The 23,433-nt window shown below is 32.1% G+C and carries 30 protein-coding genes and 1 tRNA gene; 6 read left to right on the top strand and 25 right to left on the bottom strand.

All coding sequences use genetic code 11. The annotated features are described in order from the left end of the window. Positions 1 to 104 precede the first annotated feature (104 nt). Positions 105 to 1,862: a DcaP family trimeric outer membrane transporter gene (locus HHU12_RS01480; RefSeq protein ID WP_169654368.1), complete on the bottom strand. Its 1,758-nt coding sequence runs from the start codon at positions 1,860 to 1,862 to the stop codon at positions 105 to 107. A 7-nt stretch (positions 1,863 to 1,869) separates the two neighbouring features. Further along, complete coding sequence (locus HHU12_RS01475; protein ID WP_169654367.1) at positions 1,870 to 3,627, bottom strand: DcaP family trimeric outer membrane transporter; 1,758 nt, start codon at positions 3,625 to 3,627, stop codon at positions 1,870 to 1,872. A 141-nt stretch (positions 3,628 to 3,768) separates the two neighbouring features. Between HHU12_RS01475 and HHU12_RS01470 the strand changes: the two genes are divergently transcribed. Continuing rightward, a tRNA-Arg gene (locus HHU12_RS01470) sits at positions 3,769 to 3,841 on the top strand. A gap of 205 nt (positions 3,842 to 4,046) precedes the next feature. Here HHU12_RS01470 and HHU12_RS01465 read toward each other — a convergent pair. From HHU12_RS01465 to HHU12_RS01375, 19 genes are all read right to left on the bottom strand, one after another. Next, positions 4,047 to 4,187, bottom strand: a complete 141-nt coding sequence (locus tag HHU12_RS01465; RefSeq protein ID WP_169654366.1) for a hypothetical protein — start codon at positions 4,185 to 4,187, stop codon at positions 4,047 to 4,049. 237 nt (positions 4,188 to 4,424) lie between these two features. Further along, positions 4,425 to 5,222 carry a hypothetical protein gene (locus HHU12_RS01460; protein WP_169654365.1) on the bottom strand — a complete coding sequence of 266 codons (798 nt, stop codon included), beginning with the start codon at positions 5,220 to 5,222 and terminating at the stop codon, positions 4,425 to 4,427. Between the two features lie 103 nt (positions 5,223 to 5,325). Further along, a complete protein-coding gene (locus tag HHU12_RS01455; RefSeq protein WP_169654364.1) occupies positions 5,326 to 5,568 on the bottom strand; it encodes a hypothetical protein in 243 nt (80 codons plus the stop codon). Between the two features lie 10 nt (positions 5,569 to 5,578). Next, positions 5,579 to 6,529, bottom strand: coding sequence for a hypothetical protein (locus HHU12_RS01450; protein ID WP_169654363.1), 951 nt, complete (start codon positions 6,527 to 6,529; stop codon positions 5,579 to 5,581). A 90-nt stretch (positions 6,530 to 6,619) separates the two neighbouring features. Then, on the bottom strand, positions 6,620 to 6,889 hold the full coding sequence (locus HHU12_RS01445) for a hypothetical protein (RefSeq protein WP_169654362.1): 270 nt from the start codon (positions 6,887 to 6,889) through the stop codon (positions 6,620 to 6,622). 51 nt (positions 6,890 to 6,940) lie between these two features. Next, positions 6,941 to 7,567, bottom strand: a complete 627-nt coding sequence (locus tag HHU12_RS01440; protein ID WP_169654361.1) for a hypothetical protein — start codon at positions 7,565 to 7,567, stop codon at positions 6,941 to 6,943. A gap of 288 nt (positions 7,568 to 7,855) precedes the next feature. Beyond that, positions 7,856 to 8,170, bottom strand: a complete 315-nt coding sequence (locus HHU12_RS01435) for a hypothetical protein (protein ID WP_169654360.1) — start codon at positions 8,168 to 8,170, stop codon at positions 7,856 to 7,858. Further along, the gene (locus HHU12_RS01430; RefSeq protein WP_169654359.1) at positions 8,167 to 8,451 is read right to left on the bottom strand and encodes a hypothetical protein; all 285 of its coding nucleotides are present in this window, start codon (positions 8,449 to 8,451) and stop codon (positions 8,167 to 8,169) included. Before HHU12_RS01430 ends, HHU12_RS01435 begins: the two co-directional genes overlap by 4 nt. 4 nt (positions 8,452 to 8,455) lie before the next feature. Further along, a complete protein-coding gene (locus HHU12_RS01425; RefSeq protein ID WP_169654358.1) occupies positions 8,456 to 8,647 on the bottom strand; it encodes a hypothetical protein in 192 nt (63 codons plus the stop codon). 7 nt (positions 8,648 to 8,654) lie between these two features. Continuing rightward, positions 8,655 to 8,975, bottom strand: a complete 321-nt coding sequence (locus tag HHU12_RS01420) for a hypothetical protein (protein ID WP_169654357.1) — start codon at positions 8,973 to 8,975, stop codon at positions 8,655 to 8,657. Between the two features lie 5 nt (positions 8,976 to 8,980). Continuing rightward, entirely contained in the window at positions 8,981 to 9,322 is a 342-nt protein-coding gene (locus HHU12_RS01415) for a hypothetical protein (protein WP_169654356.1), read from the bottom strand. Next, positions 9,319 to 10,893 (bottom strand): hypothetical protein, encoded by a 1,575-nt coding sequence (locus HHU12_RS01410; RefSeq protein ID WP_169654355.1) that lies wholly within the window; start codon positions 10,891 to 10,893, stop codon positions 9,319 to 9,321. The genes HHU12_RS01415 and HHU12_RS01410 overlap by 4 nt, the downstream gene beginning before the upstream one ends. Next, positions 10,894 to 11,079, bottom strand: a complete 186-nt coding sequence (locus tag HHU12_RS01405; RefSeq protein ID WP_169654354.1) for a hypothetical protein — start codon at positions 11,077 to 11,079, stop codon at positions 10,894 to 10,896. A gap of 120 nt (positions 11,080 to 11,199) precedes the next feature. Next, positions 11,200 to 11,472: a hypothetical protein gene (locus HHU12_RS01400; protein ID WP_169654353.1), complete on the bottom strand. Its 273-nt coding sequence runs from the start codon at positions 11,470 to 11,472 to the stop codon at positions 11,200 to 11,202. 2 nt (positions 11,473 to 11,474) lie between these two features. After that, a complete protein-coding gene (locus HHU12_RS01395) occupies positions 11,475 to 11,747 on the bottom strand; it encodes a helix-turn-helix domain-containing protein (RefSeq protein WP_169654352.1) in 273 nt (90 codons plus the stop codon). 4 nt (positions 11,748 to 11,751) lie between these two features. Then, positions 11,752 to 12,006 carry a hypothetical protein gene (locus tag HHU12_RS01390; protein WP_169654351.1) on the bottom strand — a complete coding sequence of 85 codons (255 nt, stop codon included), beginning with the start codon at positions 12,004 to 12,006 and terminating at the stop codon, positions 11,752 to 11,754. Between the two features lie 137 nt (positions 12,007 to 12,143). Continuing rightward, positions 12,144 to 12,800 carry a hypothetical protein gene (locus tag HHU12_RS01385; RefSeq protein ID WP_169654350.1) on the bottom strand — a complete coding sequence of 219 codons (657 nt, stop codon included), beginning with the start codon at positions 12,798 to 12,800 and terminating at the stop codon, positions 12,144 to 12,146. A gap of 241 nt (positions 12,801 to 13,041) precedes the next feature. Then, positions 13,042 to 13,728: a hypothetical protein gene (locus tag HHU12_RS01380; protein WP_169654349.1), complete on the bottom strand. Its 687-nt coding sequence runs from the start codon at positions 13,726 to 13,728 to the stop codon at positions 13,042 to 13,044. Between the two features lie 182 nt (positions 13,729 to 13,910). Continuing rightward, on the bottom strand, positions 13,911 to 14,117 hold the full coding sequence (locus tag HHU12_RS01375; RefSeq protein WP_169654348.1) for a hypothetical protein: 207 nt from the start codon (positions 14,115 to 14,117) through the stop codon (positions 13,911 to 13,913). 121 nt (positions 14,118 to 14,238) lie between these two features. On the opposite strand from HHU12_RS01375, the gene HHU12_RS01370 reads away from it, so the two are divergent. Genes HHU12_RS01370 through HHU12_RS01360 form a run of 3 tightly spaced genes read left to right on the top strand, consistent with a single transcriptional unit; the run spans position 14,239 to position 16,545 of the window. Continuing rightward, complete coding sequence (locus HHU12_RS01370; RefSeq protein ID WP_169654347.1) at positions 14,239 to 14,952, top strand: hypothetical protein; 714 nt, start codon at positions 14,239 to 14,241, stop codon at positions 14,950 to 14,952. A gap of 10 nt (positions 14,953 to 14,962) precedes the next feature. After that, entirely contained in the window at positions 14,963 to 15,637 is a 675-nt protein-coding gene (locus tag HHU12_RS01365) for a hypothetical protein (RefSeq protein WP_169654346.1), read from the top strand. Positions 15,638 to 15,690: 53 nt separating this feature from the next. Then, a complete protein-coding gene (locus HHU12_RS01360) occupies positions 15,691 to 16,545 on the top strand; it encodes a DUF4238 domain-containing protein (protein ID WP_169654345.1) in 855 nt (284 codons plus the stop codon). 22 nt (positions 16,546 to 16,567) lie between these two features. On the opposite strand, the gene HHU12_RS01355 is transcribed toward HHU12_RS01360, so the two are convergent. The 4 genes from HHU12_RS01355 to HHU12_RS01340 all read right to left on the bottom strand — a co-directional run bounded on the left by HHU12_RS01355 (position 16,568) and on the right by HHU12_RS01340 (position 20,411). Further along, positions 16,568 to 17,251: an EndoU domain-containing protein gene (locus HHU12_RS01355; protein WP_169654344.1), complete on the bottom strand. Its 684-nt coding sequence runs from the start codon at positions 17,249 to 17,251 to the stop codon at positions 16,568 to 16,570. 63 nt (positions 17,252 to 17,314) lie between these two features. Next, positions 17,315 to 17,974, bottom strand: a complete 660-nt coding sequence (locus HHU12_RS01350) for a DUF4276 family protein (protein ID WP_169654343.1) — start codon at positions 17,972 to 17,974, stop codon at positions 17,315 to 17,317. 2 nt (positions 17,975 to 17,976) lie between these two features. Then, a complete protein-coding gene (locus tag HHU12_RS01345; protein ID WP_169654342.1) occupies positions 17,977 to 19,068 on the bottom strand; it encodes an AAA family ATPase in 1,092 nt (363 codons plus the stop codon). A 119-nt stretch (positions 19,069 to 19,187) separates the two neighbouring features. After that, positions 19,188 to 20,411 (bottom strand): site-specific integrase, encoded by a 1,224-nt coding sequence (locus HHU12_RS01340; RefSeq protein ID WP_169654341.1) that lies wholly within the window; start codon positions 20,409 to 20,411, stop codon positions 19,188 to 19,190. 551 nt (positions 20,412 to 20,962) lie between these two features. Here HHU12_RS01340 and HHU12_RS01335 point away from each other — a divergent pair. After that, on the top strand, positions 20,963 to 22,132 hold the full coding sequence (locus tag HHU12_RS01335; RefSeq protein ID WP_169654340.1) for a site-specific integrase: 1,170 nt from the start codon (positions 20,963 to 20,965) through the stop codon (positions 22,130 to 22,132). Between the two features lie 141 nt (positions 22,133 to 22,273). After that, a complete protein-coding gene (locus tag HHU12_RS01330; RefSeq protein WP_169654339.1) occupies positions 22,274 to 23,359 on the top strand; it encodes a PDDEXK nuclease domain-containing protein in 1,086 nt (361 codons plus the stop codon). Positions 23,360 to 23,433: the final 74 nt, after the last annotated feature.

Here is a 23,433-nt window from a genome sequence, read left to right as displayed (position 1 = left end):
ATATGATAATTGAAAAAACTCTTATTCTACATGAGGATCAGAAAGAATTGGCTCAACTATTTAATTTTAGGGTGTCCCAATGAGGAACTCAGGAAAAAAGTTGTTTAAATATCATAGCGGATATACATCTGAAATCTCCAAGCACTACCTCTTTGCCCATCTTTATTAAAGCGTTCTCCTTGTACAACACTCACACCTGTACGGCATCTTTCAAAAGGAAACCAAAACAAATTGGCACTGGTATAATAACTCTTTTCAAATGTATTTCCTGGTTGCCATTCTGAATTATCAATCCACGAGACCCCATTTACCAGATTAAGAAAAATGTTTTGCTTGAAATAATATTCATAAGTGAAATAGCCACCTGCGGTAAATGGAACATAAATATCATTATCGGGGCTCGCAACAGCATCAAGATTGTAAGAGGAGAAAGCTGAAATATAACGTGTCACACCTCTTCCTCCAATAATCTGATAGTAGATTTTATGCTTTTCTTTGAAGGTGTTTTTACCCGAAATCATCATTCCAAACCCCATTTTAGAAATCACTTGATCGTCTGGATTATGCTGTGATAGTACTCTGACAATCCCTGCTACTTGTATCTGACCACGAGGCATTGTGACTTTATACCTCGATGCCACATCAGGCCATAATTGCCTTTGATCAACTGCAATCGTATCTGAAAATGTTTTGGTGGGTGTTTCCAAACTGATTGCAAATTCATTCTCGCTTTTTCCCACTTTCTTTTCATAACGTATCAAACCTTGGCGTGTAGAAGAAGAACTGCTTGGTCCTTCATTATCCACCGTTAAAGGAGTGGAGAAGAGGTCGGTAAAAGTGGTCCATGTTTGCCCGATGGTGAGGTAGCCATATTGTACATAAGCATGTCTTAATCGGAAATAATCCAATGCGTTTCCACCACCAATAAAATCGGCTTCAAGGTAAAAACGGATATAGCCTTGGTCAGTCAGAATATTAGAAGAAATACCCAATCTTGACTGACGGGCACTCATATAAAAACCGGTGTTCAATTTATTATCTTTTCCAACAGGAATATCATAAGGCGGGAAACCACCTGTACGACTCAATCCATGAAAGTCATACAACGAATTTAGTTTCACGTATCCTCTGACATCAAAAGGAAGTCTTGAAATTTCTAGATCTTGAGGGTGCTTGTTATCAACAATTTTGGTGGTGTCAATTTTTATTTTCGGGAGAAATGTAATCGTTTTTTCATAATGATCTTCCACTATTACAGTATCCACAATATGCTCTACAGGCTCAATATCAGCAATAATTACATCTTCCTCTTTCGTTGTTTTGATCTGTAAAATGTACTCAGAACTGTCTTTTAAGGCTATATCTCCCCAGAAAGGCAAAGCCCCGTCTCTATATGCCCAAATACCATGTTGTCCCTCTGTGAGCACTAATTTTATTTCTTTATAAGGGGGGATTTCATAAGGATACTGATCAATCTCTACAATGATGGAGTGCTCCTCAATATTTTCGATGTGTAACAGTGCTTCCGGTCTATAGATGTGACCTTGAAAATCGGGGACAACAAGTGCCGCTTTAGCTAATGTATCAAATTGAGAAAGTTCACTTCGTAATACAAAACCTCTTTTTCCTGTTTGATAATCCCAGACTTTCACAAACTGACTTTCTTCATGCAGTGGCAGAGACAGAATATCTCTTCCTTTCTCCAGCTTCATTAAAGCAGGACTGTTTATAGAGCGGTGATCCCGAAGGTAAGTATTATATTCCACCGTAGAACGCATCCATTGCCCAAACACATTTTGATGCATAAATATCATCAAAAGCAGGATCAAAAAGCGAAAGGTATATGCGTAAAACTGCTTCATGCTTCTCCTAAATATCATACCTCACATACATCTGCAAACGGGAAGCATATCCCTGCTGATCATTTTTATTTCTTCGGATACCATAAATATATCCTACGCCCAGTTGCATTCGGTCAAACGCAAACCAAAAACTATTTATACTTCCATAGTAACTACTTTTATAGCTGTCTTCCGCTTGCCATTCTGCATTTTCAAGCCATGTTACTCCTCCAGTGATATTACTGAAAAGCTTTTCAGACCAGTGATGTTCAAAAGAAAGATATCCCCCAGAAGTTTGAGGAATAAAAACACGATTATCGGCAGGATTGACAAACGCATCCATAGAATAATTTCTAAAAGCCCTCACATACCGGCTAATCCCTTTCCCATAAACCGCTTGAAAATAAAGTATATTATCCTTGTTTTCGATGTACTGTTTACCGCTGATCATTACCCCATAACCTGCCGTATGCGTCACATCATTAGTATTGAGATCCGTATGTGAAATCACTCTGAAAAGTCCCGAAACCTGTACCTGCCCTTTGTCATGTTTGACCTTATAACGAGAGCTTATATCTGGGAATTTCTGCCGTTGATCCACTGCTGTTGAATCAGAGAAAGTAGTAGTAGGAGTTTCAATACCCACACCAAATTCATTGTCTGTATACCCCACTTTCTTTTCCCAACGGATCATACCTTGACGGATAGCAATAGAACTGTTCGGTCCTTCTCTGTCCACTGTCAGAGGAATTGCCTCAAGATTGGCAAAAGTAGTCCATGTCTGTCCCACCGTCAAAAAACCATATTCAGCATACGCTTGCCTCAACCGGAAAAACATTTGATTGGTATTTCCACCCGCAAAATCCGCTTCAATATAGATCTTCAAATACCCTGTTTTTGCTTTAATATTTGAAGAGAAAGCCAAACGAGTCTGCCTTGCCCCCATATAAAAACCCCTATCAATTGTATTTCTTTCCTCCCCAACAGGAATTTCTACCGGCACAAAACGATCCACATCAGAAAGCCCGTTAAAATCATAAATAGAGTTCAATTTAATATAGCCTCTAATCCCCACTTTCGACTTCGATTCCTCTAAATCTTGAGGGTGTTTATTATTCACAATCCTCGCCGTATCCACCTTCACCTTAGGCGTCACATCGACCGTATCCACAGAATAATACTCCGTCCTCACCGTATCCTGATGCGAAAGAATAGGATGCAGTTCACTCACTAAAACCTCTTCCGTTTCATTGATCCTTAAAACATACTCTGCACTATCAGCCAGAGTCAGACTTCCCCAAAAAGGAAAAGCACCATCCCGACTGATCCATATTCCATGTTTTCCCTCACTAATCCTTAATGTAATTTCCTCATAAGGCTGTAGCTGATAAGGAATCTGATCCAACTCAAAATTGATATCCTTCTTAAATTGATTTTCCAGGTGCAAAGTCGTTCCCCCTCTCTTCAGCGTACCATGATTAGAAAGCTCCTCCAGCTCCACCTTCGTCATCACTTCATAAAGTGTCACATATTTTTGATACACAAATCCACGCTTTCCCGTCTGATAATCCCAAACGCGTATATAATCATCGTTACTGTCAATAGGAAGTGCCAATAAGTTTCTACCATTCTTCAATGTCATGATCACGTGCCCCTCATGTCCATAAGCATCACGCATAAACACATCATGATTGATCTGCGCCGTCATCCACTGCGAAAAAGCTTCACTGGAAAGCAATAAAAAAATAGGAAGAAGATAAATATAATGTTTCAGGGTGGATCTCATTGAAAACGAGTTAATTCAGCGATTAGATTGATCAAAAGAAAGAAATACTGCATACAAAATACATCATTTTCCCTTGAATTTGAAAATTATCCTATTGTTTGAGTCTGCACAAGGTCGTATATTCGCACAAAACAAAAAAATGGCTCCATAGTACAACGGATTAGTACGTAAGCTTCCGGCGCTTAAGATCTGGGTTCGATTCCCGGTGGGGCTACATAAAACCGCTTTTTTAATACTAAAAAGGTGGTTTTTGTATTTTATGGGTGCTATTGTGGGTGCTAAAAATTAAAGTAGTCGGATTTTGAGGAGCTTTTTTTGGTTTTGTCCTACATTTGAATTGAAGATGATATCTAAACAAAGATTTTCAATTTTTCCTCCTAATTAGCTTTGTAACATTTTCAAAACCTCTTCTTTTGGTTTTAGCTGTTTTCGTTAAACTCTTTTGTTATTTCTTGGCATACTTCATCTATCCTTTTTCGTTGGATATTATATTTCTCTTTGAAGGCTTCTTGAATTTGGCGGTACTTCAATTGTGCTTTTAAATGTTTGGTTCCTTTCATATTCTAGTTTTTAACGTCACTTTTGGAAGTTTTTACCGTAAAATTACCCTGTTTTGGCTTGTATTAGACGGTCAAATGGACATAAATGGAAGTTTTTACCCTCAAAATGGACAAAAAACGGACATAAATGGAAAGGTTTGGACATTTTTGATTTTGTTAAAAAATTGATAATCATTTAATTAAGTGAATTTATTGGCCTACCCCCCCCTGTAAAAAAATAAGGGTCAGACGAAACGTCTAAACCCTTTTTGTATTTTTAATCTCCTCACAAAGCTTTTCAAAATCTTTAAAAATCTCCTTCTCACTTCTTTTTTTCAATCGAAGAGGTTTAAAACCTCTTGGTACAAAGTATTCATTTATTTCCCTTATTTCCTCTGTCTTGGTTTTTGGTTTTGACTTGAATGGCTGTATTTTCAAAATACCTTTACTTTCAAATCTTAATATCTGAGATGATAATAAATTGAAGAATGAATTTACAATAATGCCAACATCTCTTTGAGATATTTTGTGTATTTCCCCAACCATATGAACATTAGAGAATTGCAAAGGATTGTGATTAACATACGTATCAAATATTTCTATGTATTCATGCTCTTTATGATTTTCTATAAATCTTAAAACCCTGATTATTGTCTTTAGATATAGAGATTTTACAACATGGTCTTTTAAATCAAACTTTTCATCTACTTGGATATAACATCTAATTGCCTTTAATAAATCTGCTTCTTTTAAGGGGACATTGTATTCATTGGAGAATAAACGAGTGTATTTAATATTCTCTATTGATAAGTTGTTATTGTTTCCATCGATAAAAGTTATTTGACCATTTCTAATAGGTTTCTCTTTGAAGAGAAACAAAACCCATTTTGCAACATTGATATACTGACTATTGAAAAGAACATAGGGTTTCTGTTTGAATACTTTTAAGTGTTTCTTTTTCTTGAGGTTATACACTTCACCATTTTTATTTATATAAAGCCCTTTAATATCCTTATGTGTTTTATAGCCAAGTTGTCTTAATTCTTGCGCTTTCATGATTTTGTTATTTACATTTGTATTAACCACTAAGCAAAAAGAGCAGTACAGCTAAGCGGTCGAAAGTCGCTAGGGGAGCAACCTTTTTACTTAGTGGTTTTTATCATTGGTTAAGAGTAAATATTTTCAAACCTTTTTTATAATCATCTATTAATAAACAAACCCTTTGTATTTGTTCGTTTATATCTATTACAAACTTCTCTTGACTTTGGTAATGAATAAATAAAGCTTCCAATACAAAGCCCTCAGCTTCATAACCGTTTAGTAATTGCTTTAGCTTAAGCCCGTATGATGTTTCACTAACGATTAGATAAAAGTCATCTATATTCTTAATTAATTGTTTCATCTGTCGATTTTTAAAGTTTCATTAATTTACCAACTACCACAAACGGTTGTCTATTTTCGTGTGAATCTCCACCTGTTGATTTAACAGCATTACCTGTAATGTTAAGAGATATATCAAAATGCGGGTTTTCACCGTTTGGTTTGTCTCCACCTGCAAATCTATTTGTATTATTATGGTTATCATCATCTCCTCCTTCGATACCCGGTACTAAAGCAGTGGTTGCAAAAGGTAGTGATAATGGTGGAATTTGGTTAGTAGTTAAAGTAATCTCTCTTTGACCTCCTTTATTACCAAGTACAAAGTATTCTGAAAGGTTAGCTTCTTCATTTCCGTTAACTAAACTTGTGTCACTCATTCCCACTGTCACTCTTCCTCTTAAATCAGGAGTGCCATTTTGACCATTACAAAGTGCATACCCGATGTATTCACCTATTCCTAAACCTGTTGCATCAAAATTCACTAAGCTTCCATAATAGTCTACTATCATTCCTTTTAATAAACCTTGTAAACCTGTAATTGCTTCTGTATTTCGTTTAATTGGATGTTTTACAATTTCATTCCAATCAAATAAACCTGTTCCACTAGCTTTAAAAGTAGGTTTCAATTTCTCTTCTTGACAGACATAAAAGGTTCCCACTTTATTATAACCTTCGACTAAATCATGTGGCTCATAGGGTAATGAAACTTTTTCAATCTCAAAAACTGGTACTTCTTCACCAATGGCAGTACCCGAAAAAGTTTCCACAAAATAAAATGTGTTTTGCCACATTATCCATCCTTCAGTACATTGGTAATTTTGCCCATCCTTTGAAAATTCGACACCTTTTATTCTCACAGGTGAATCATTTTCGGTAAGTGTTAAACTTAAGATAGAGACTATATCGGAAGAAATATTATTGATGTGTCTAAAATCTTCAGTGTTTAGTATTAGCCCTTTTGCTGGTATATTAAATATTTTCATTTTACTTAAATTGATTTTTAGAATTTGAATTACTGGTTTATAACTATGACCTTGGTGGAGATCTGATTTTCTTCATTTTTCCGATAAGAATTAACTCACAAATTCAACATTGGAACCCTCATTTTTTAGACCGTTTTCAAGTTGCCTATCATTGGAAAGTAGCCCTTTTAAAAGTTCACCAGCATAGTAGAAAACATCTTTTTCAGCTTCGCCCATTATTTCAGTGTTGTACCTTTGCATCAATTTTATTAATGCTTCTTGCATCTTTACAACTTCATATGCTTCACCATCTATTTTAATGTTAATTACATTGCGTGTGAAGTTCTCACCTTCTCTTTGTTCTTTTCCTAAACTTATCATTGTCTTTATTTTATTATTGGTTATGAAATTTTACTTTGATTCAATTCTTTTTTAGAAACCTATTACCCTTCTTTCTTCCTCTTTTCCTTCATAATTGGATAGCTGTTTAGCTTCTTTTACCTGTTTGGGAGATAGACGAAATTCTTTCATTAAATAGGAGAATTTACATTGCTTCGATTTATTGATATGTTCCACCGCTAAGGCTATTCTTTGTTTAGTACCTAATTCATCAATGGATTTATAAACCTGTTTCGGTTTTTGGTTTTCCTCCTCTTCATTTTCGTTTTTAAAAGCCTTTGAAACAGGTTTTAAAACGGGTTTAATATTTTCCTGTTCTTCAGGTCGAATACAGCTTGAAGCAAGTAAAGACAAGCCAATAAAGATCAAACTAAAGAGTCTAAATTGTTGTGCTTTAGTTTCCGCTTTTTCTTCCATTGCTTCAAAACGTTTTAAACCGTACTGTATTCGTATTTTTACCTCTTCGAGCTGTTCAGCTATCAAACGTTTACTTTCAACGTCTTGCCATCGCCTAGAAGTACCAATTTTAGCTAATTGGTGGAGGAGGTCTTTTTGTAGTGCTTTATCTTGGTCTAATTGGGTGCGATCAACTGTATTTTGATAGGTGACTTTTTCCACTCCTTCAAACTCCATAAATACCACTACTCCGAGAAGAGCCACGGCTATAATGATTGACTGGTGTACATTTTTGGATTTGACAATCTCCCTTATAGAGTAGATTAAATAATAATGACTTAGTAAGGAAAGTATTACACTTGCTATAATACTTACTACCATAGAAAAGTGTATTTCTAGGTAGTTAGCAACCACTAACACCGAGTATGTGAATGATATTAAAATGATTGTAATGTGTGGTATATTTCGTAAATTGCTCATGCTTTTATGATGTTATGCATTATAAAATAATTCCTATGGCTTGCACCTCATTTTGTGGAGTGCAAGCCTTTTTTAATTCTCCTTTAATTTGATGTTGTAGGCAATTTGATTTAAGCTTTGCCTTTGGGTGTTTACATCTTTTTTATCTTTCACTTTGCAATACATTGTTCTGCAAACGGAATGGATACGGTGGTAAAGGTTCTTTTTGATACTACAAGTTTTAATAGAGTGGGAGTAAATGGCACTTAAAACCATTCTTTCATATTCAGAACCTTTTAGAATAATTATTATCCTTTTCCCGAAAGAAGATTTACACATTAAAGCATAAAACTCTTCTTGTGTAGCCATTGGTTTGGCTTCCTGTTTAAATCTGTTTTTGTATTTCATGACCACTTTCTTTTTTTAACTTGGAATGGAAAGAAACCGTAAGTGTCGGGGTAAGTAATACCCATTGTATTTTGAATGATAATCTTAAAATTATCTTTCCCTCTCTTTAGTTCTTTGACCTCTTTTTTTCTTAAAGTCACTTCTTTTAAATCAATTCCTAAGACCGTTTTGATAGCGTTATTTTGAGAGGTTAGTATTCTAATGTCATTGCCATTGATACAGCTATCAATTACCCTCTTTAGGTCTTCCAATACTGTTTTTTCTTCTTTGGTTAATCTCATGTTCTTATAAATTATATTTTGCTTTCATCGCTTTAAATTGTTGATAGGCTTCACTTACGGAGTTGTAAAAATGATCTTCAATACCTTTCCTTTCTTGGGTACCCGTCTTTGCAGTTGCTCCAGGGATAGTTTCCGTAAACCTTAGTGAAACATAATGCCCCATATGTTTAATGTGAGTGTACTTTCTTTTCTTCATAACTTGGTTAGTATTCAGGTTGAATATCATCAAAGATTATGTTGTGAACTTTCTTTCGAAAATCTTCCAACTCTTGTAAACTCTTCATTATTTCGCCTTCCTCTTCTAGTTCCCTTTCCATTTCTCTGTACTCGTCAATGGTGTAATCATTATCACCATTAATTCTTTTTTTTCTTTCTTCTTCCTTCTTCTCAAATAATTTCTGAGCCTGTTCATTCTTTATTTTCATTTTTTCAGAAAGTGAACATTCTCTTAAAATGTGCATCAACTTTATTGCTTCTTTCTCTGAGAAAGTCAACTCTTTACTTTGCTTCTTTACTACTTTCATAACTTTTAATTTTGTGGTTTTGGGTAGTCATATTCACCTATCCATTGATTTATTTTTATCCATTGTTCAAGGGCTTCAACCTTGGCTTTACTTTCAGTTTCGTTTAACTCGGTTCCTGTTTCAATCACCCATATTTCAAGGTGTTTTTGTTTTACAGCTTCATCATAAAAGTGTTGCCTTAAACATGTTGCGATAAGGGTATTACACATGTATTGATTGCCTTGGAAGTCTAACCCCTCATTGTTTTTGATTTTCTCCAAGTAGTATTCTAGTTTGGAACCCTCAATACATTCATTCCCCAAGTCTTTTAAACACTCCTTGTATAAATTATTTTCTTCGTGTTTCATGCTTGATTCCTTTTTGATACTTCACGAATAAATCTCATTGCCCTTGTACCTGTTAGTACTATTTTTTTAGCGTTCTTTCTGTCCGACCATACTTTGACCTCTTTAATTTTTCTTATCCATTCAATTGGAGCAAACACCTCTTTTTGGTGCAACTGGTCAGTGTATCGTTTTCGGTCTTGTGTGTAGGTAATGGAGAGGTTAAAACTGTTTTTGTGGATTTTCTCCATTAATCGAATCAATACAGGGTTTTCCTTTTGTTTCAATACTTCATTCATCTTTTTCCGTTTATTTCGGTTGCACTTGTTATTGCATGACTTTGAACAATATTTGGCATTTTTGGATTTGTGGGAAATGTCAGCACCACAACAAAGACATTTTTTTGAATCTGAATTTTGGGGATTTAGTGGGGTTTTTCTGTTTTCCATCTTTTGACTTGTTTTTTGCCCTTTTTGGTTTTGTTGAATCCGTTTTTGTTTCACATTTACCCCACCATTTCCCCGTTTATCTAAATGGGGAAACAGTGGGGTTTTTCTATTTCTCACCTTCTTTAATTTAGATTGTCTTAAATCATTCATAAAAGGGTTGTAAACCGCCTCTAATGGCACTTGAACCCGTTTTAATTCATCTTGAATCAGATCATAAATAACTACCTGTAACTTACCTTTACTATGCTGACACATATAACCACGCCAAGAGTTAAGCATATTCCTACGTGCTTCTTTTCTTTGGTTTAAATGCTTCTTTTTCTGTTCTGTTGTCATTTCCTTTATGGCTTGTTTTTCTTCTTCTGACTCCTCCCAAATAGGAGCATCAAGCATATAGTAAAAGTGTGTACACTGCTTAAGAGTGAGCCTATTTGTGATAAATTCTATTTCTTGCCTGTCTATAAAAACAGCATCCGCCCAGCGTTCCAAGAGCCATAAACCCATGCTTTTAAAAACTCCAATATTGGATAGATCAAACAAGCTATAGACGCCCATTGCCTTAAGCGTTTTCATTTTGTTATAAGCTACTTCAAGCCTTAATAGGTTGTTTTTAGGTTTATATTTCTTCTGTATAGACTTGGTTTGTGCTGTTTTGTCATAAGTCTTTATGGTGTAGTTATCCCGTTTTATTGTGGTGGACAACGCCCCGTCTTGTGTGTTTTGTTCATATATTTTATTTCCATTGGCTATTAATCCACGTAGTACAGTTTTGACGTTTTTGTCTTTGGGTAACTCTATGTTTACACCAAACTCAATGTTTTGTAATTCTGTCTCTTTGGGATTGATAAATAATTCGTCTTTTAGTTTTTTAAGGGTTTGGATAAAGTCTTGATAGGTGTAGGTATTTGCGTTGTGAACCCCTTCATTCCAAAACTTGTGTAAACTTCCTTTTACAGTACAGTGCATTCCATTTTTACCTTTGCTTATCATCAAATCAAGCCCTTTGTACTTGAAAAAAAGTTTATAGTCGTGTAATATCAATTCCCCTTCTTCGCTTATGGTGTACTTACCAGCAAAGGGAAAATGAGATAATAATTTATTTATCACTATCGCATTACGAATCAATATTTTAAACCCGTCAATCAACTAGTTATTTCTTTTTTTATTTCCGTTCATACTCCCTTTTACCCCCTTTGATAAGTCAAAAAAAAGAGGGGAGAGGAACCTCAATAGCATTAAGGTATTTTCCTTTTTCTCGTTATGAGTTTTGAAAGCCATTTTTGGTAAATGTGCTGATGTAGATTCATGTTTTACCTGTTTTAAACCTGTCATTTCAATCTAGTTTTAATTGGTGTTTGTACTGTTAACCCTAAAAATTAGGGTGTAAAAAGGAGGGCGATAAAAATTAATTTTTCGCTTTTTTGTTCTCCGAGATGTTGAAATAATACGATTCTAAACGACTTCTTTACCGTCTACAATGGCACTTAAAGCCATTTCTAAGAATTGCCTAACGAGTTGTAGTATTATATTTGAAGGTTCCTGTTTGTTGATCGCCAAGTAAAGCAACTCTTCTACAATAACAATGTAGCTACTAGCTAAGCGTTCATTATCCAAGGAAGCAAACAAAGCAACTAAACCTTTGTGTTTTTCTTCTCCTTCTAAAGATTCTATTACCGTCAAGTCATCCAATGCAGATTGAAGGATATTAATACTTTGTTCATGCATGGCTAATGAGCGTTTGTATTAATACATTCATCAATATCACCACGCCTTAATACAGTTCTCCTTCCTACTTTGGAATACTTCAAGCGTCCTTCTCGCATAAGCTTTTGAAAGGTTGATTTACTTAAATTGTAAATCCTTTCGGCTTCTGATACGCTCAACACATCATCTTTACTTTTAGATTGTGTTTTCATTTCGTCAATTGCTTTATGAAGCGTTAAAAGCAACTGTTCTAAGCCGTTTAAACGGTCTTCTAGGTGTTCAAAAGGGTTTTGCATGGATTTAGTTGGATAAGTTTATTAAAACACTAGCTAGAGCCTTATAAGCTTCTTTTCTTTCTTGTTCAATCTCTTCTAAAAGTTCAGCAGTCGCTTTTAAAATTTGAGCTTCTTCTCTTTCAGATGTTTTGTATTTACTAGCAAAAAAGCCCTGTACTCTTGAAAAGGTAAGATTACTCTTTGTTGCAATTTCGGTCAATGCTCCATTGGGTAACATTGCTCTTAATTCAATTTTGCTTTTTGGTGTTATTCTTTGCATATCAAAATTAAGGTTAAAATTATTAGTGATAAGCAAATATAAAAATGTTCATTATTTTTTTACTAACATTGTTAGTATTTTTTTTACGAACATATTAAAGATCATAAAAAAAAACGCTTTTAGCGTTCTTTTTATGATTAAAACTTTCCTTCTATTCTCTCTTTAAGAACCTTGTATAAATTTTCATTAAATTTTCCCAAACCCTCATTTATTTCATTCTGTCTATCTATATTATATAATAAATCTGCTACGCTTCCTGTTATTATACCATAATTATAAATAGTTCCCTGTGATAGATAACCATCGTACAAACCATAATAAAGAACTTTTAAATCCTTCGAATAATCGCTAATTAAATCTTTTCCTTTCATCTCAAAAACAAAATCATTTAATTCAACAATATGACTTGCTTTAACGTATTCTCTATCAAAATATTTAGGTAGTTTTTTACTTTCTTCAAAAAATAATTCAATTATTAAATCTTCCCAAATGTCTAATAAACTCCTAGATAGGAGTTTGATACTCTTTGAATTTAATATCTTAAATTTCCCTTGCTCGTAATATTCAATAGTCCTTTCAATTAATTTAATTTCGCTATCAATTTGTGTATTAAGTTCTCCCAAAATAAAACCTATTTCATTTAAATATCCCTCTTTTTCAGAAATATTAGATTTGAAATTATAATTCTTTCTATTAAAAGTGACTTGAATGTATAAAGGGTAATATCTATCTAACCCAATGATTCTAGGTTTTAATTTTTCATTAACATAATGCTTAACCGTAATTTTACCCATTTGTTTATAATGTCTTCTTTAGTTTTGAGGTACTTAACCTCTTATAAAATAATTCCTTTTTGATGTGAGTAGGGATAAAATCGCACCCACAAGCGCAATATATTGCCCCAATGAAAAAATGTTGTAATAATTATGCAATTATTTTTAAGAAGTCTAGAAGAGTTATAACGAATTTATGAGTATAAAAAAAGTAATCATACTATTTGTATAATTACTTAATCAACTGTAATTCTTTTTTTTATCAAATTTTCAATTCAAAATCCGATATAGAAGACTCTGATGTAGCCTTCCCCCAATCTCCTTTTGGCGCCAAGGTAGCACTTTTAAAAACAGATGAAGTACCTTTTACAAAACATTTTAATTTTAAAGCCTTGAAATTCCTACCGTTTTCTTCCCAAATTTTAAATGAGAGAAACTTCAAATCATTATCTAAGTCCTCTTTAGATGGCTCATTATTATATATGATATTTGCACTTAACCTTTTTATTCCTTGGCTAGAATTGTCTTTTATATCTTCAATTTTACCTATTAATTGGTGATTTTTTGGATAATCAACTTTTTCTTTGAATAATCTTTCTAACCTTTCTTGCATATTTATAGAGTATTCAAACATTTCCGAAAGATCGTCAGTAATCCACATAGGGGTTTGAATAAAATCAAGTTGCTTTAAAACACTTTCGTTTTGCCAAAAACTGTTTTTATAACATGAAATAAGAACTTTGTCTACTTTATCTTCATTTACACCATATGGAGCGTAAAACATTCCATTATCAACAATAACATCAAAATTTTGAGCAATTGTTTTTCCATTTTTTTCAAGACTTGTTCCAATTTTTGTGCCTTCTGGTAGATTTGTTTTACCTACGATCAATACCCCTTTTTGGTTTGGATTTACCTCTATTGTCAATTGTAAATCGGTATCTTTCATAATTTCTTTACTCTTAGTTGAGCACGAACTAAGAATAGACATTATAAAAAAATAAAGAATTGTAGTTTTAATGTAACTCATTTGAATGATTGATTTTAATTTAGTTTCATGGAACCATTTAGCTCTATACAAATATATAAATTTGATAAAACCTTCACATATTGTTATGGGTTTATCTTTCGTTAAACATTTTTTAAAGCTGTTTTGATCGTTGAAACAGCACACGCAAATTCATCACTAAGTTGTTCAATTACTGAATCCATAGAAAACCTTAAACCTTTTGGGGAGCTATTATATATTTCTGTAAAACGTTTTTGTATTAGATTGTATCGTTTTAGAGTGTTTACTTTTCGGGTGTTGCTTACTTTGATTGATGTTTTATTTTTCATAGGTATATGTGGTTTTTGTACCAAATTTAATGAAGAAAGAAGAACTTTTTATTGATATTTTATAATCAATGATCATATTTATATTTCAATAAATTATTTCTTAAAAGACAAGCAATCCAAAATGAAAAAAAAACTACCTCTTAGCATCATTAAAAATTTTCAACCTAAAAATAAGAAACACCTTAATTTAGTAAAACCTGAGGAAGGGGGAGATAATTTTATTCTTCAGTTTTTAGATATTGATTCTGAATCAGATTTCTATTTTAAAATAATCAGCTTTGATAAGAAAGAAGGGAAATATCATATCGAGTTTTCCCCAATTAATTCCGAGAATATAGGATTACAAAAGCGTTTATTATCAATTGGGGAATTAAATAAGAGGTTTGATTCTTGGCTGAATATTATTGAAGAGTACAATAATACAGAAACAATTTTAGATGACCCTATTTTAAAGGGTTTTCAAGAAGAATATTATTCCTACTTTGAAATTTTAGAAGATGAAGACGCTGAAACCAAACCTTTATCACCTGATCAGATTTTAGCTATTGATAATTATATGACTTACATTGAAACTAATATTGGTGAATTTGTTACTCAGTCTAATAGCAAAGATATTGATGAAATAAAAGGAGATATTAATCAATTGAAGCTTGAACTAACGCAGAAGCCAAAGAAATGGGTAGTTGAAAAAACATGTATGATCTTGGCTAAGATAACAAAACAAGGACCTCAGTTTGCAAAACTTATAATAGATTTTATGAAAGAAGGTAAAAAGGAACTCATAAAACAAGGAGTGAAGCTATTAATACAAGGAGGTGAGAGTTTAATATCTTAAAGTGAATATAATGTTTGTTGATCACAGTATAAGTTCTGAAAGTGTTTTTGATATAGCAGAAATGAGTTGCCAAGAGTTTCTAGAATCTTTTAATTGTTATCCTGATTTTTACCAATCTTTTATCCAAAAGTATAGTTACATAATCGCTTATCATGGAACTAATTTAGACAAAGAGGAAATTGCAAGTATTAAAAAAGTAGGGTTAAAAGTACCAAATCCTAAATTTCTTTTAGAAAAGGCAAAACATAAATTGATTTTAAATACAGATTCAAATGAGTTTAAAAGCCAATTAATTAAAGAGATTGATCTGTTTTTTGAAAAACCACCTTTTGATACAGATCAAGGAGTATTTTTATGTATTGATAGAGAGAGTCTATTAGAATTTGATTATCATTATCTATTTGGTTCAGAGTATTTACAAAACTTGGCTGAAAGATTAAAAATGAAGTTTGGAGTTCCATTTAAAAACAGGCTTGCAGATTCAGGAAAGTCAGCATTAATAAAAGCGAAGGTACCAGTAGATCAAGTAGATAGTTTATCTGTTGAAATTATCTACGACTATTGGTGGGGTATAGATGAAAATGAATGTTCAATACTTTTAAAAAAAGGTGTAACTAAAGATATGATTTTAGAGATTGAAGAAGTACCTAGACCTTATGACAAGTATAATATGTTATTAGGTTAATTTTTTATTTAAATCCTACTTTTATACTGACTGACTTCCATAAAAAATAAGTTATGAATAACGTTAAAAAACAACATTTTGTACCACGAGTTTATTTAAGAAAGTTCACCAATAAGAATAAGAGAATATTTGTGTATGACAAAGAGAAAAATGATGTGTATGCCAGTAGTGTTGATAATGTTGCTTTTCATAAATTTTTTTATGATCAACCTGATAATAAGCAAGAGACTGAAAAGAGTCTAGGAAAAATAGAAGCTTCTTTTGGGCAAATTCTGATTAAATTATTTGACAAACTTAAACTTAAGCATAATGTTTTAACACCTAATGAAAAGAAAATAATGTTTGAGTTTGTATTTATTCAAATGATAAGAACAACCAGTTTTAGAAAAAGACTACCATCTCAACATGAAGTACTTGTTCAGGCATTAAAAGAGAAGGTAAATATAGATTTATCCGATCTTGATTTTGACGCCAAACAAACTCAAAAATCCTTGATTTTAAGTGATAATGTACAAAAAGTTTTATCATCAGTTTTCGACGATAAAATTTTTCTTTTTTGGAAAAATAATTCTGATATACCTTTTCTAAGTTCAGACAATCCATCTATTGGGATATTCAACGAAAATAGTATTGTTGACAATAAATATGAAATGTATATGCCATTATCACCTTATTATTCTTTGAGTATAGTAAGTAAAAGGTCATATCCTGAATTATTAGAATTGGATAATTCAGTTCTAGAAGTCAACCCTGAAAATGTGAAACACTATAATTATCAGATCATAAAAAAAAGTGTTAGACATATTTTTAGTAATAACAGAAATTTTCATACGATTCAAGACCTGTTTCAAAAATACCCTGATGGAAGATTTTTACGGTCAAGCATAGAAAAACCAAGCTTTAGGTAATGAATTCTTTTAACCTCAAAAGTTAATTATCACCTAGATATAATGGGTAAACAGTTTTCATAATATTATTTTTAATCACAAAATCGACTTTTATACCACAATCAGTTATTGAATGAAAGATACTAGAATCTGATTTGCATTGTTGTTTAACCTTATAAGCAGTGAATATTTTGAACATAAAAGTTGTTGGGCACCACGATTTAGGAAACATTGAAGAGTTTTGTTTTAGATATAATTTATCTCTTTCCTTGGAATAATATTCAACATCAGCTATCCAAACTCCATTTTTGTCTTCGTGAGATTTTTGGGTAACAGTTTTTATATGAGGGTTTAAATCCGAAATAAGATGAATTCCTGTTATTTCTTTTTTTAATTCTCCAAATATTGTGTGTTTAAGAAGTTTATAACTTACTTCATTAAACTCTTCGTCTGAAGGAGTGATAACAAAATGTCTTGAATAAAAAATAAATTTTTTTTCACAAATTTTCATAGCAGACTTCCTATCTATTTGTGAATAGTTTATCCAAGTTTCATCATGTTTTCTTAATTCTTTTAGAGTATTATAACCTCTTGCACCTTTTACTATAGATGAAGTAAACGGGAAATTACTATCCAAGAATATAATTCTATATGGTTTACTTATATGCTCATTTTTGTTGTCAGAACCTATACCTTCAACGCAATAGTATTTCCCTTGAGTTGTCATTTTTTAGAATTTTAATTTGTAGTTATATAAAAGTGATCGTTAGTTTCTATGTATGTTATTAATTTAATGTCCTTCTTCTAACCTTAGAATTATTTGTTGAATCCAAGCATTAAATCTTGGACAATTTTCTAACATAGGTTCAATTCCTATAAATTCAAAAATTTCACCACCATCTCCTGTTTTATCGTAATCATAAATATTTTCCAAACGTTTTGAGGGTGCTGTTAAACGTGAATTGTTAATTTGTTCTGGGTTAGTATATTGGCTTCTTATTTCACGTACTTTAGTTATACAACTTTCATCTTCATCTTGTAGAATATAAGCTAACCCATCTTCTGAGGAAAACATTAATGCTTCAACTTCATGTAGTTGTATGTATGGAATTAAATTATCTGTATTTTGAAAATCACTATGAATTCCATCTTCAATGTTAGCTACATTGTCAGAATTACTCGAATAGTTAGGGAAGTTAGATGGAAGTGCATAAAAATCAACTAGTGTGGTAACGATAACATCCCCTTGTGCTAACGTTCTTCTAATATCATCTTGTAGATGTTTATAAGTAGTGAGTCCTCCTTTTTTATGTAATTTCCTATTAGTTACTATAGGTTGTCCATTCATGTAGATATGCCCGTAACCTTGATTTATCAAATATGGAATTATTACTTTATCAACTAATATGAGTTCTGTATCTCCTTCTACAATAAAAACTAATCTTTTCATAATTAAAATCGATAAGGTTGACCTCCAAATATATTTTTACCCCAAATTTCACTTAAAGTATAATCTTCTAACCATTCTTTTAAGTTTTCTTCTTCTAGTCTTCTAAATGTTGAAGCATTATTTTTTCTATCAACTACGATAATATCTTGCGGATCAAAATTATCAATGAAATTAGTTGATTGAGTAGAAACAATGACTTGAGATTTTTTAGAAACTTTTCTTATTAATGCAGATAGCTTATTGATAGCTACAGGGTGTAATCCTAATTCAGGTTCATCAATAATTATTGTTTTAGGTGGGTCAGGCTGTAAAAGTAATGTTGTTAAAGCTATAAATCTAAGTGTGCCGTCTGATAAATCATAAGCATTAAAATAATGTTCTATATTCCCACTATCTGCCCATTCTAGTTGTATCATATGATCATTAATTCTATCAGGTTTCAATTTAAAATGATGAAAAAAGGGAGCTATATTTTTGATTGTATTTTCTATTCTTGAAAATGAACGAGGAGACTTTTCTTGTAGAAAGTATAGAAAGGCAGGTAAATTATTACCATTAGGTTGTAAGAATTCATTATCATCAATTCTACATTTTCCTTTTAAGGGAGAGTTATCCCCTGTATCATGAAAATGATAAACAGAAAATGTGCGTAACAAATCATTAACATAGTATGCTTGGCTATCTCTTCTAAACCTGAAACCTGATTCCCTAACATTCTCATCATAATTTTTATAATGCCAATTTGTTTCAGGTTTGAAAGCAGTTAAAGTGTTATGAATTAAAACTTCATCTTGGACAGGTTTTAGCCCTAATAAAAATCTATTGTACCCCTTTCCTTCTTTATTACCAAATTCTAAATCTATATCAATACTATTTGTAATTTTCTTTCCATAGTAAAAAAGGCGATCTGCTCCACCTTTTTGAGCAACATATTCTTGTAATTGCTGTTGATATATTTTTCTCAATAGAACAAAGAGAGAAATAAAATTACTTTTACCTACTCCATTGCCTCCTAACAAAATATTTATAGACTGTAAGGGGAGTTCTAATTCTTCTATCGATTTATATCCTTGTATTTTAAGTTTTGTAATCATTGTTTTAGATGTTGTATCTAGCAAAGGTATAACATTAAGGTTTTTAGAGATTCATTTATCATATATAAAATCTCCAAAGATTATAATTCTAAGTTATTTTAACCTTGTAATAATTTAAACTAACCTCCTAAAGCCCTTCTAACTAAATCCATTTCTTCAGTTTTGGGTACATTGACGTAACGCATAAAGCTCTTATAATCAGTATGCCCTGTGAATTTCATAACAATCTCACTATTAAGACCATCAATTAACAAATTGGAAGCAAAAGACCTTCTCCCTGTATGGGTTTCTATTAGCTCATATTTGTGCACTTTCTTGGAGGTTTTAAATTTCCCTCTAAATTCGTGTACTTCAAATAGTTCGTCTATTTCCGCCAATTTGCAGACCTCTTTTATGTATTTGTTTAGTTTTTGGTTGCTAATCACACGAACCTTTACACCTTCTAATAGATCATCTACAATTCTGTTAGAAGTTTTATTTAATGGTACTTCAATTGGTTCGTTTGTTTTGGTCTGCCTAATGGTAATGTAACGTTTTCCGTTTTGGTCAGTCCTTATGTGAGCTTTGTTTATCTTGCTGTAATCACTAAACCTTAGCCCCGTCAAACATGACAATACAAGTAAATCTTTGGCATTGTTCAAGTAATCTGCATCAAAAGAGGTATTACTAAGTTTTTCTATTTCAGCCTTGGTTAATATTGGTCTTAATGTTTGAGGTTGGTGCTTCACTTTGAACTTTTTATACTCTTCATTTTCGGTAATGTTCATTAATACACACCAGTTTAAGAAGGTTTTGAAGTTCTTTAAATACTTGCCTACACTGTCAACTCTTAATTTTTGGTGACTTTCCAAAAAGGATTGAAAAGAATTGAAGAAAGTAACACCAATATTATCCAAATCAAAAGAAACCTTTTTTGTTTCTTCAAACCCTTTGAGATGCTTGTTTTTTAGGGTATTGAATTTTTTTATAGTCTTATCAGCATTTTTATTAGAGATGTATTCCAAATAATTATCATAAGCATCCCAAAAAGTATTGACTTTGGAAACGGCTTTTTCTTTTGGAGTCATCATTTCACGCATGTACTCACCGTTAACAATCAACCCTTTCAACTTCGCATCTTGGTAAATACTAAAAGCCTTACTTTTAAATTCTGTAATTATTCTATTGTATTGGATTGCATCGGGGTTAACTCCTAAAACCTTTTGATTTTTTGCACTCCAATGTTTGGGAGGTATTTTAATTCCTGTTGAAAGAATTATCCTTTTTCCTCCATCTCTAATAATAGCCGTAATACTTGTTTGCTTTACGTCCTTATTTTTTATGAATAAGTTAATTGTTGCCATACCATTTTATAAAATAATCCCTAAAACAAATATACACACTTTTATGAATGGGTGCTAATGTGGGTGCTATTTTTCAACCTTTCAGCAATCTTGTAAAATCTTCAAAAATCAATAAACTTTATTTTTGTGTTATTAAGGCTGTTTTTTGAAAGTGAATGATTTTGTAAAAATGATAGGTTGGATTCCCGGTGGGGCTACTTTACGGTATAAACCTACCTTATCAATTTTACCGAAACAGCTATTTCAATAACGAGATAGCTGTTTTTGGTTTTTAGACCTTCCATAAAAAGACACATTTTACATAAAGTATTCTAAAATAGTTGTTCAATTGTTGTTCAATTCAAAATCACCGAACAACAATTCTAAAATGTTGTTTTTTGGCTCTATTATCTTGAACAACAAAAGACAGTTATAACGATAAAAAATGCAGAAAGTATACTGTTTTTGAGGTGAATAGAGTGTCCATTCTGCAAAAAGTATCACTTTTTATTTTAGATTTGATTAATCAGGTTCTTGCGTTCATGTTCAATATTAAAATCTAAAAAAAAAACATGAAAGTGAAATTCGAAATTATTGAATCAAGAATTAAGGTGAATGGTAAATGTCCGATACTGTTACGACTTACCTTAAAAAGGAAAATCACTCGTATCAGTTCTAAGATCGAGATTGAACCAAAATATTGGGATAAAACAAAGCTCTATGATCCAATTGTAATTCCATCTGCAGAGAAAAGAAAAGGTGGGGCATCTTTACCCAATGCTAATATTCTTAATACTAGACTCAATAAATTATTACGTAAAGCTCATGACTTTATTGAGTATGAAAAACTACATGAAAGAAATGTAACAGTAGATGATGTTATCAAAGTGTTAAATGGTTTTGATAACCGTAATTTCATTCACTTTGCTTCTGAAGAACTAGAAAAGAAGCGAAAAAGGAAAAAGAAATTTAGCCATAATACTTATCGAACTGCTAAGGCTCGACTCAATACTTTAATAGAGTTTGTAGAGGAAAACTATGGAGGTCATTTAACGATTGAAGAAGTGACAGTTGATTTCTTAGAAGAGTACGAAGGTTGGTGTAATTATGAGAAAGGATATGAGATTAATACTACTGAAACGAAGCTAAGGTTTGTAAGAGAATTTATAAAACTTGCATTTGAAAAAGGTCTGACGAATCAGTATCCATTCAATACTTTTAAATTAACAAGAGAGGTAAAAGAAAAAGAATACTTAAGACCAGAAGAAGTACAAAAGCTTAATGCCTTATTTGATTCAGGAGAATTAGAAGGACGACTTCAAAATGTATTGAATTACTTTTTAGTAGCTTGTTATACAGGGGTGAGATACAGTGATTACTATCGCCTATTACATTATAATGGAAAAGATGATTCCATAAGAATTGCTCAAACTAAAACCTTGAATAGTGTGACTTTATATCTTTCAAAAAGGGCTAAGGAATTGATAGTTAAACCTTATCAATTGAACTCAAATCAAAAGACAAATACCTATCTAAAAGAGATAATGCTGATTGCAGGTATTGATAAGAAAATCACTACGCATAGTGCCAGACACACTTTTGCGAGTAATGTGATTTCTAAGGGAGCTAGTTTAAAGGAGCTTCAAGAACTTTTAGGGCATAAAGATTATAAAAGTACTTTGGTTTATGCTCATCTTCTTCCAGATAAGAAAATGGAAACAATGAAGAATTTTGATTATTAATTCATACGAGGCTATTTTCAAAAGTTGGAAATAGCCTCAATTTTTTAGAAAGTTTGTTTTTCACCTTCACTTTCTTCACTAATTACACTATTGAGAAAAAGTGTTACCTTCATAAATGATAAAATATAAGATTGAAAAGTAATGGATTTAGTATCTAATAAAGAATATTTAAGCTGGTATAAAGAAGTAAAATCTCAAATTCAAAATGCTCAAGTAAAGGCTGTTTTAGCTGCAAATAAGGAGCTTATTGTTTTCTATTATACCCTTGGTGGAATTATTTTTGAAAAAATAGAGTCATCTGCATGGGGTGATAAGGCTTTAACTCAGTTAGCGAATGACTTAAAAAACGAATTCCCAAACCTTAAAGGGTTCTCTCGAACAAACCTTTATTATATACGTCAATTTTATACTTACTTTAATAATATAATTGTCCCCCAACTTGAGGGACAAAATAAAAATAAAGAAATTGTCCCCCAGTCTGGGGGACAATTAGTCAAACAACTTGTATGTCAGTTACCTTGGGGGCATATTAAAGTAATCATTTCAAAAATTAAATCTCCTAACGAAATGATGTTTTATGTAAATGAAATTATTGAAAATCATTGGAGTAGAGATACTTTTGAGCTTCAATTAAAATCTAATTTATACCAACGTCAAGGCAAAGCAATTACCAATTTCTCAACTACTCTACCTGCCCCTCAATCTGATTTAGCGAAGCAAACTATAAAAGACCCTTACTTATTTGATTTTGTTACTTTAAGTGAACCTTATGTAGAAAGAGACATTGAGAATCAGTTAGTCAATCATATTTCTAAGTTTTTATTAGAGTTGGGCAAAGGCTTTGCTTTTATGGGTAGGCAATACCATTTAGAAATTGCTGAGAATGATTATTACCTAGATTTATTGTTTTATCATGTGAAACTAAAAGCCTATGTTGTAGTCGAGTTAAAAAACACGAAGTTTATTCCTGAATATGCAGGAAAAATGAATTTTTATCTTTCAGCGGTTGATAGCTTAGTAAAAGGAACTGATGACAATCCTACCATTGGTATTCTTCTTTGTCGAGATAAAAATAACCTTGAAGCAGAGTTTGCATTAAGAGGTATCAATAAGCCTATGGGTATAAGTGAATTTCAATTTACTGAGGTAGTTCCAGATAATCTGAAAAGCGATTTGCCTACTATCGAAGAATTGGAAAGAGGGTTGAACTTAGGTAATGAAGATTAAAAAAATAAAGTTTCTTTTTCATCTTCACTTTCTTCATTAATTACATGGTTGATAAATTTATCATTCAAAATGCT

The sequence above is a fragment of the Flammeovirga aprica JL-4 genome, from assembly GCF_012844305.1.
Classification (GTDB): Bacteria; Bacteroidota; Bacteroidia; order Cytophagales; family Flammeovirgaceae; genus Flammeovirga; species Flammeovirga aprica.
The sequence above is the reverse complement of the archived record's forward strand: the minus strand, read 5'-3'. Positions and strand labels throughout refer to the sequence as shown.

Coding starts and splice junctions, on each gene's coding strand:
- HHU12_RS01430 (WP_169654359.1), bottom strand. CDS start 8,451: ATGAGATTAACCAAAGAAGAAAAAACAGTATTGGAAGACCTAAAGAGG.
- HHU12_RS01455 (WP_169654364.1), bottom strand. CDS start 5,568: ATGAAACAATTAATTAAGAATATAGATGACTTTTATCTAATCGTTAGT.
- HHU12_RS01330 (WP_169654339.1), top strand. CDS start 22,274: ATGGATTTAGTATCTAATAAAGAATATTTAAGCTGGTATAAAGAAGTA.
- HHU12_RS01465 (WP_169654366.1), bottom strand. CDS start 4,187: ATGAAAGGAACCAAACATTTAAAAGCACAATTGAAGTACCGCCAAATT.
- HHU12_RS01340 (WP_169654341.1), bottom strand. CDS start 20,411: ATGGCAACAATTAACTTATTCATAAAAAATAAGGACGTAAAGCAAACA.
- HHU12_RS01350 (WP_169654343.1), bottom strand. CDS start 17,974: ATGAAAAGATTAGTTTTTATTGTAGAAGGAGATACAGAACTCATATTA.
- HHU12_RS01415 (WP_169654356.1), bottom strand. CDS start 9,322: ATGAAACACGAAGAAAATAATTTATACAAGGAGTGTTTAAAAGACTTG.
- HHU12_RS01390 (WP_169654351.1), bottom strand. CDS start 12,006: ATGCAAAGAATAACACCAAAAAGCAAAATTGAATTAAGAGCAATGTTA.
- HHU12_RS01365 (WP_169654346.1), top strand. CDS start 14,963: ATGTTTGTTGATCACAGTATAAGTTCTGAAAGTGTTTTTGATATAGCA.
- HHU12_RS01360 (WP_169654345.1), top strand. CDS start 15,691: ATGAATAACGTTAAAAAACAACATTTTGTACCACGAGTTTATTTAAGA.
- HHU12_RS01450 (WP_169654363.1), bottom strand. CDS start 6,529: ATGAAAATATTTAATATACCAGCAAAAGGGCTAATACTAAACACTGAA.
- HHU12_RS01405 (WP_169654354.1), bottom strand. CDS start 11,079: ATGACAGGTTTAAAACAGGTAAAACATGAATCTACATCAGCACATTTA.
- HHU12_RS01400 (WP_169654353.1), bottom strand. CDS start 11,472: ATGCATGAACAAAGTATTAATATCCTTCAATCTGCATTGGATGACTTG.
- HHU12_RS01345 (WP_169654342.1), bottom strand. CDS start 19,068: ATGATTACAAAACTTAAAATACAAGGATATAAATCGATAGAAGAATTA.
- HHU12_RS01395 (WP_169654352.1), bottom strand. CDS start 11,747: ATGCAAAACCCTTTTGAACACCTAGAAGACCGTTTAAACGGCTTAGAA.
- HHU12_RS01375 (WP_169654348.1), bottom strand. CDS start 14,117: ATGAAAAATAAAACATCAATCAAAGTAAGCAACACCCGAAAAGTAAAC.
- HHU12_RS01355 (WP_169654344.1), bottom strand. CDS start 17,251: ATGACAACTCAAGGGAAATACTATTGCGTTGAAGGTATAGGTTCTGAC.
- HHU12_RS01420 (WP_169654357.1), bottom strand. CDS start 8,975: ATGAAAGTAGTAAAGAAGCAAAGTAAAGAGTTGACTTTCTCAGAGAAA.
- HHU12_RS01480 (WP_169654368.1), bottom strand. CDS start 1,862: ATGAAGCAGTTTTACGCATATACCTTTCGCTTTTTGATCCTGCTTTTG.
- HHU12_RS01425 (WP_169654358.1), bottom strand. CDS start 8,647: ATGAAGAAAAGAAAGTACACTCACATTAAACATATGGGGCATTATGTT.
- HHU12_RS01475 (WP_169654367.1), bottom strand. CDS start 3,627: ATGAGATCCACCCTGAAACATTATATTTATCTTCTTCCTATTTTTTTA.
- HHU12_RS01380 (WP_169654349.1), bottom strand. CDS start 13,728: ATGAAAGATACCGATTTACAATTGACAATAGAGGTAAATCCAAACCAA.
- HHU12_RS01445 (WP_169654362.1), bottom strand. CDS start 6,889: ATGATAAGTTTAGGAAAAGAACAAAGAGAAGGTGAGAACTTCACACGC.
- HHU12_RS01385 (WP_169654350.1), bottom strand. CDS start 12,800: ATGGGTAAAATTACGGTTAAGCATTATGTTAATGAAAAATTAAAACCT.
- HHU12_RS01370 (WP_169654347.1), top strand. CDS start 14,239: ATGAAAAAAAAACTACCTCTTAGCATCATTAAAAATTTTCAACCTAAA.
- HHU12_RS01460 (WP_169654365.1), bottom strand. CDS start 5,222: ATGAAAGCGCAAGAATTAAGACAACTTGGCTATAAAACACATAAGGAT.
- HHU12_RS01435 (WP_169654360.1), bottom strand. CDS start 8,170: ATGAAATACAAAAACAGATTTAAACAGGAAGCCAAACCAATGGCTACA.
- HHU12_RS01335 (WP_169654340.1), top strand. CDS start 20,963: ATGAAAGTGAAATTCGAAATTATTGAATCAAGAATTAAGGTGAATGGT.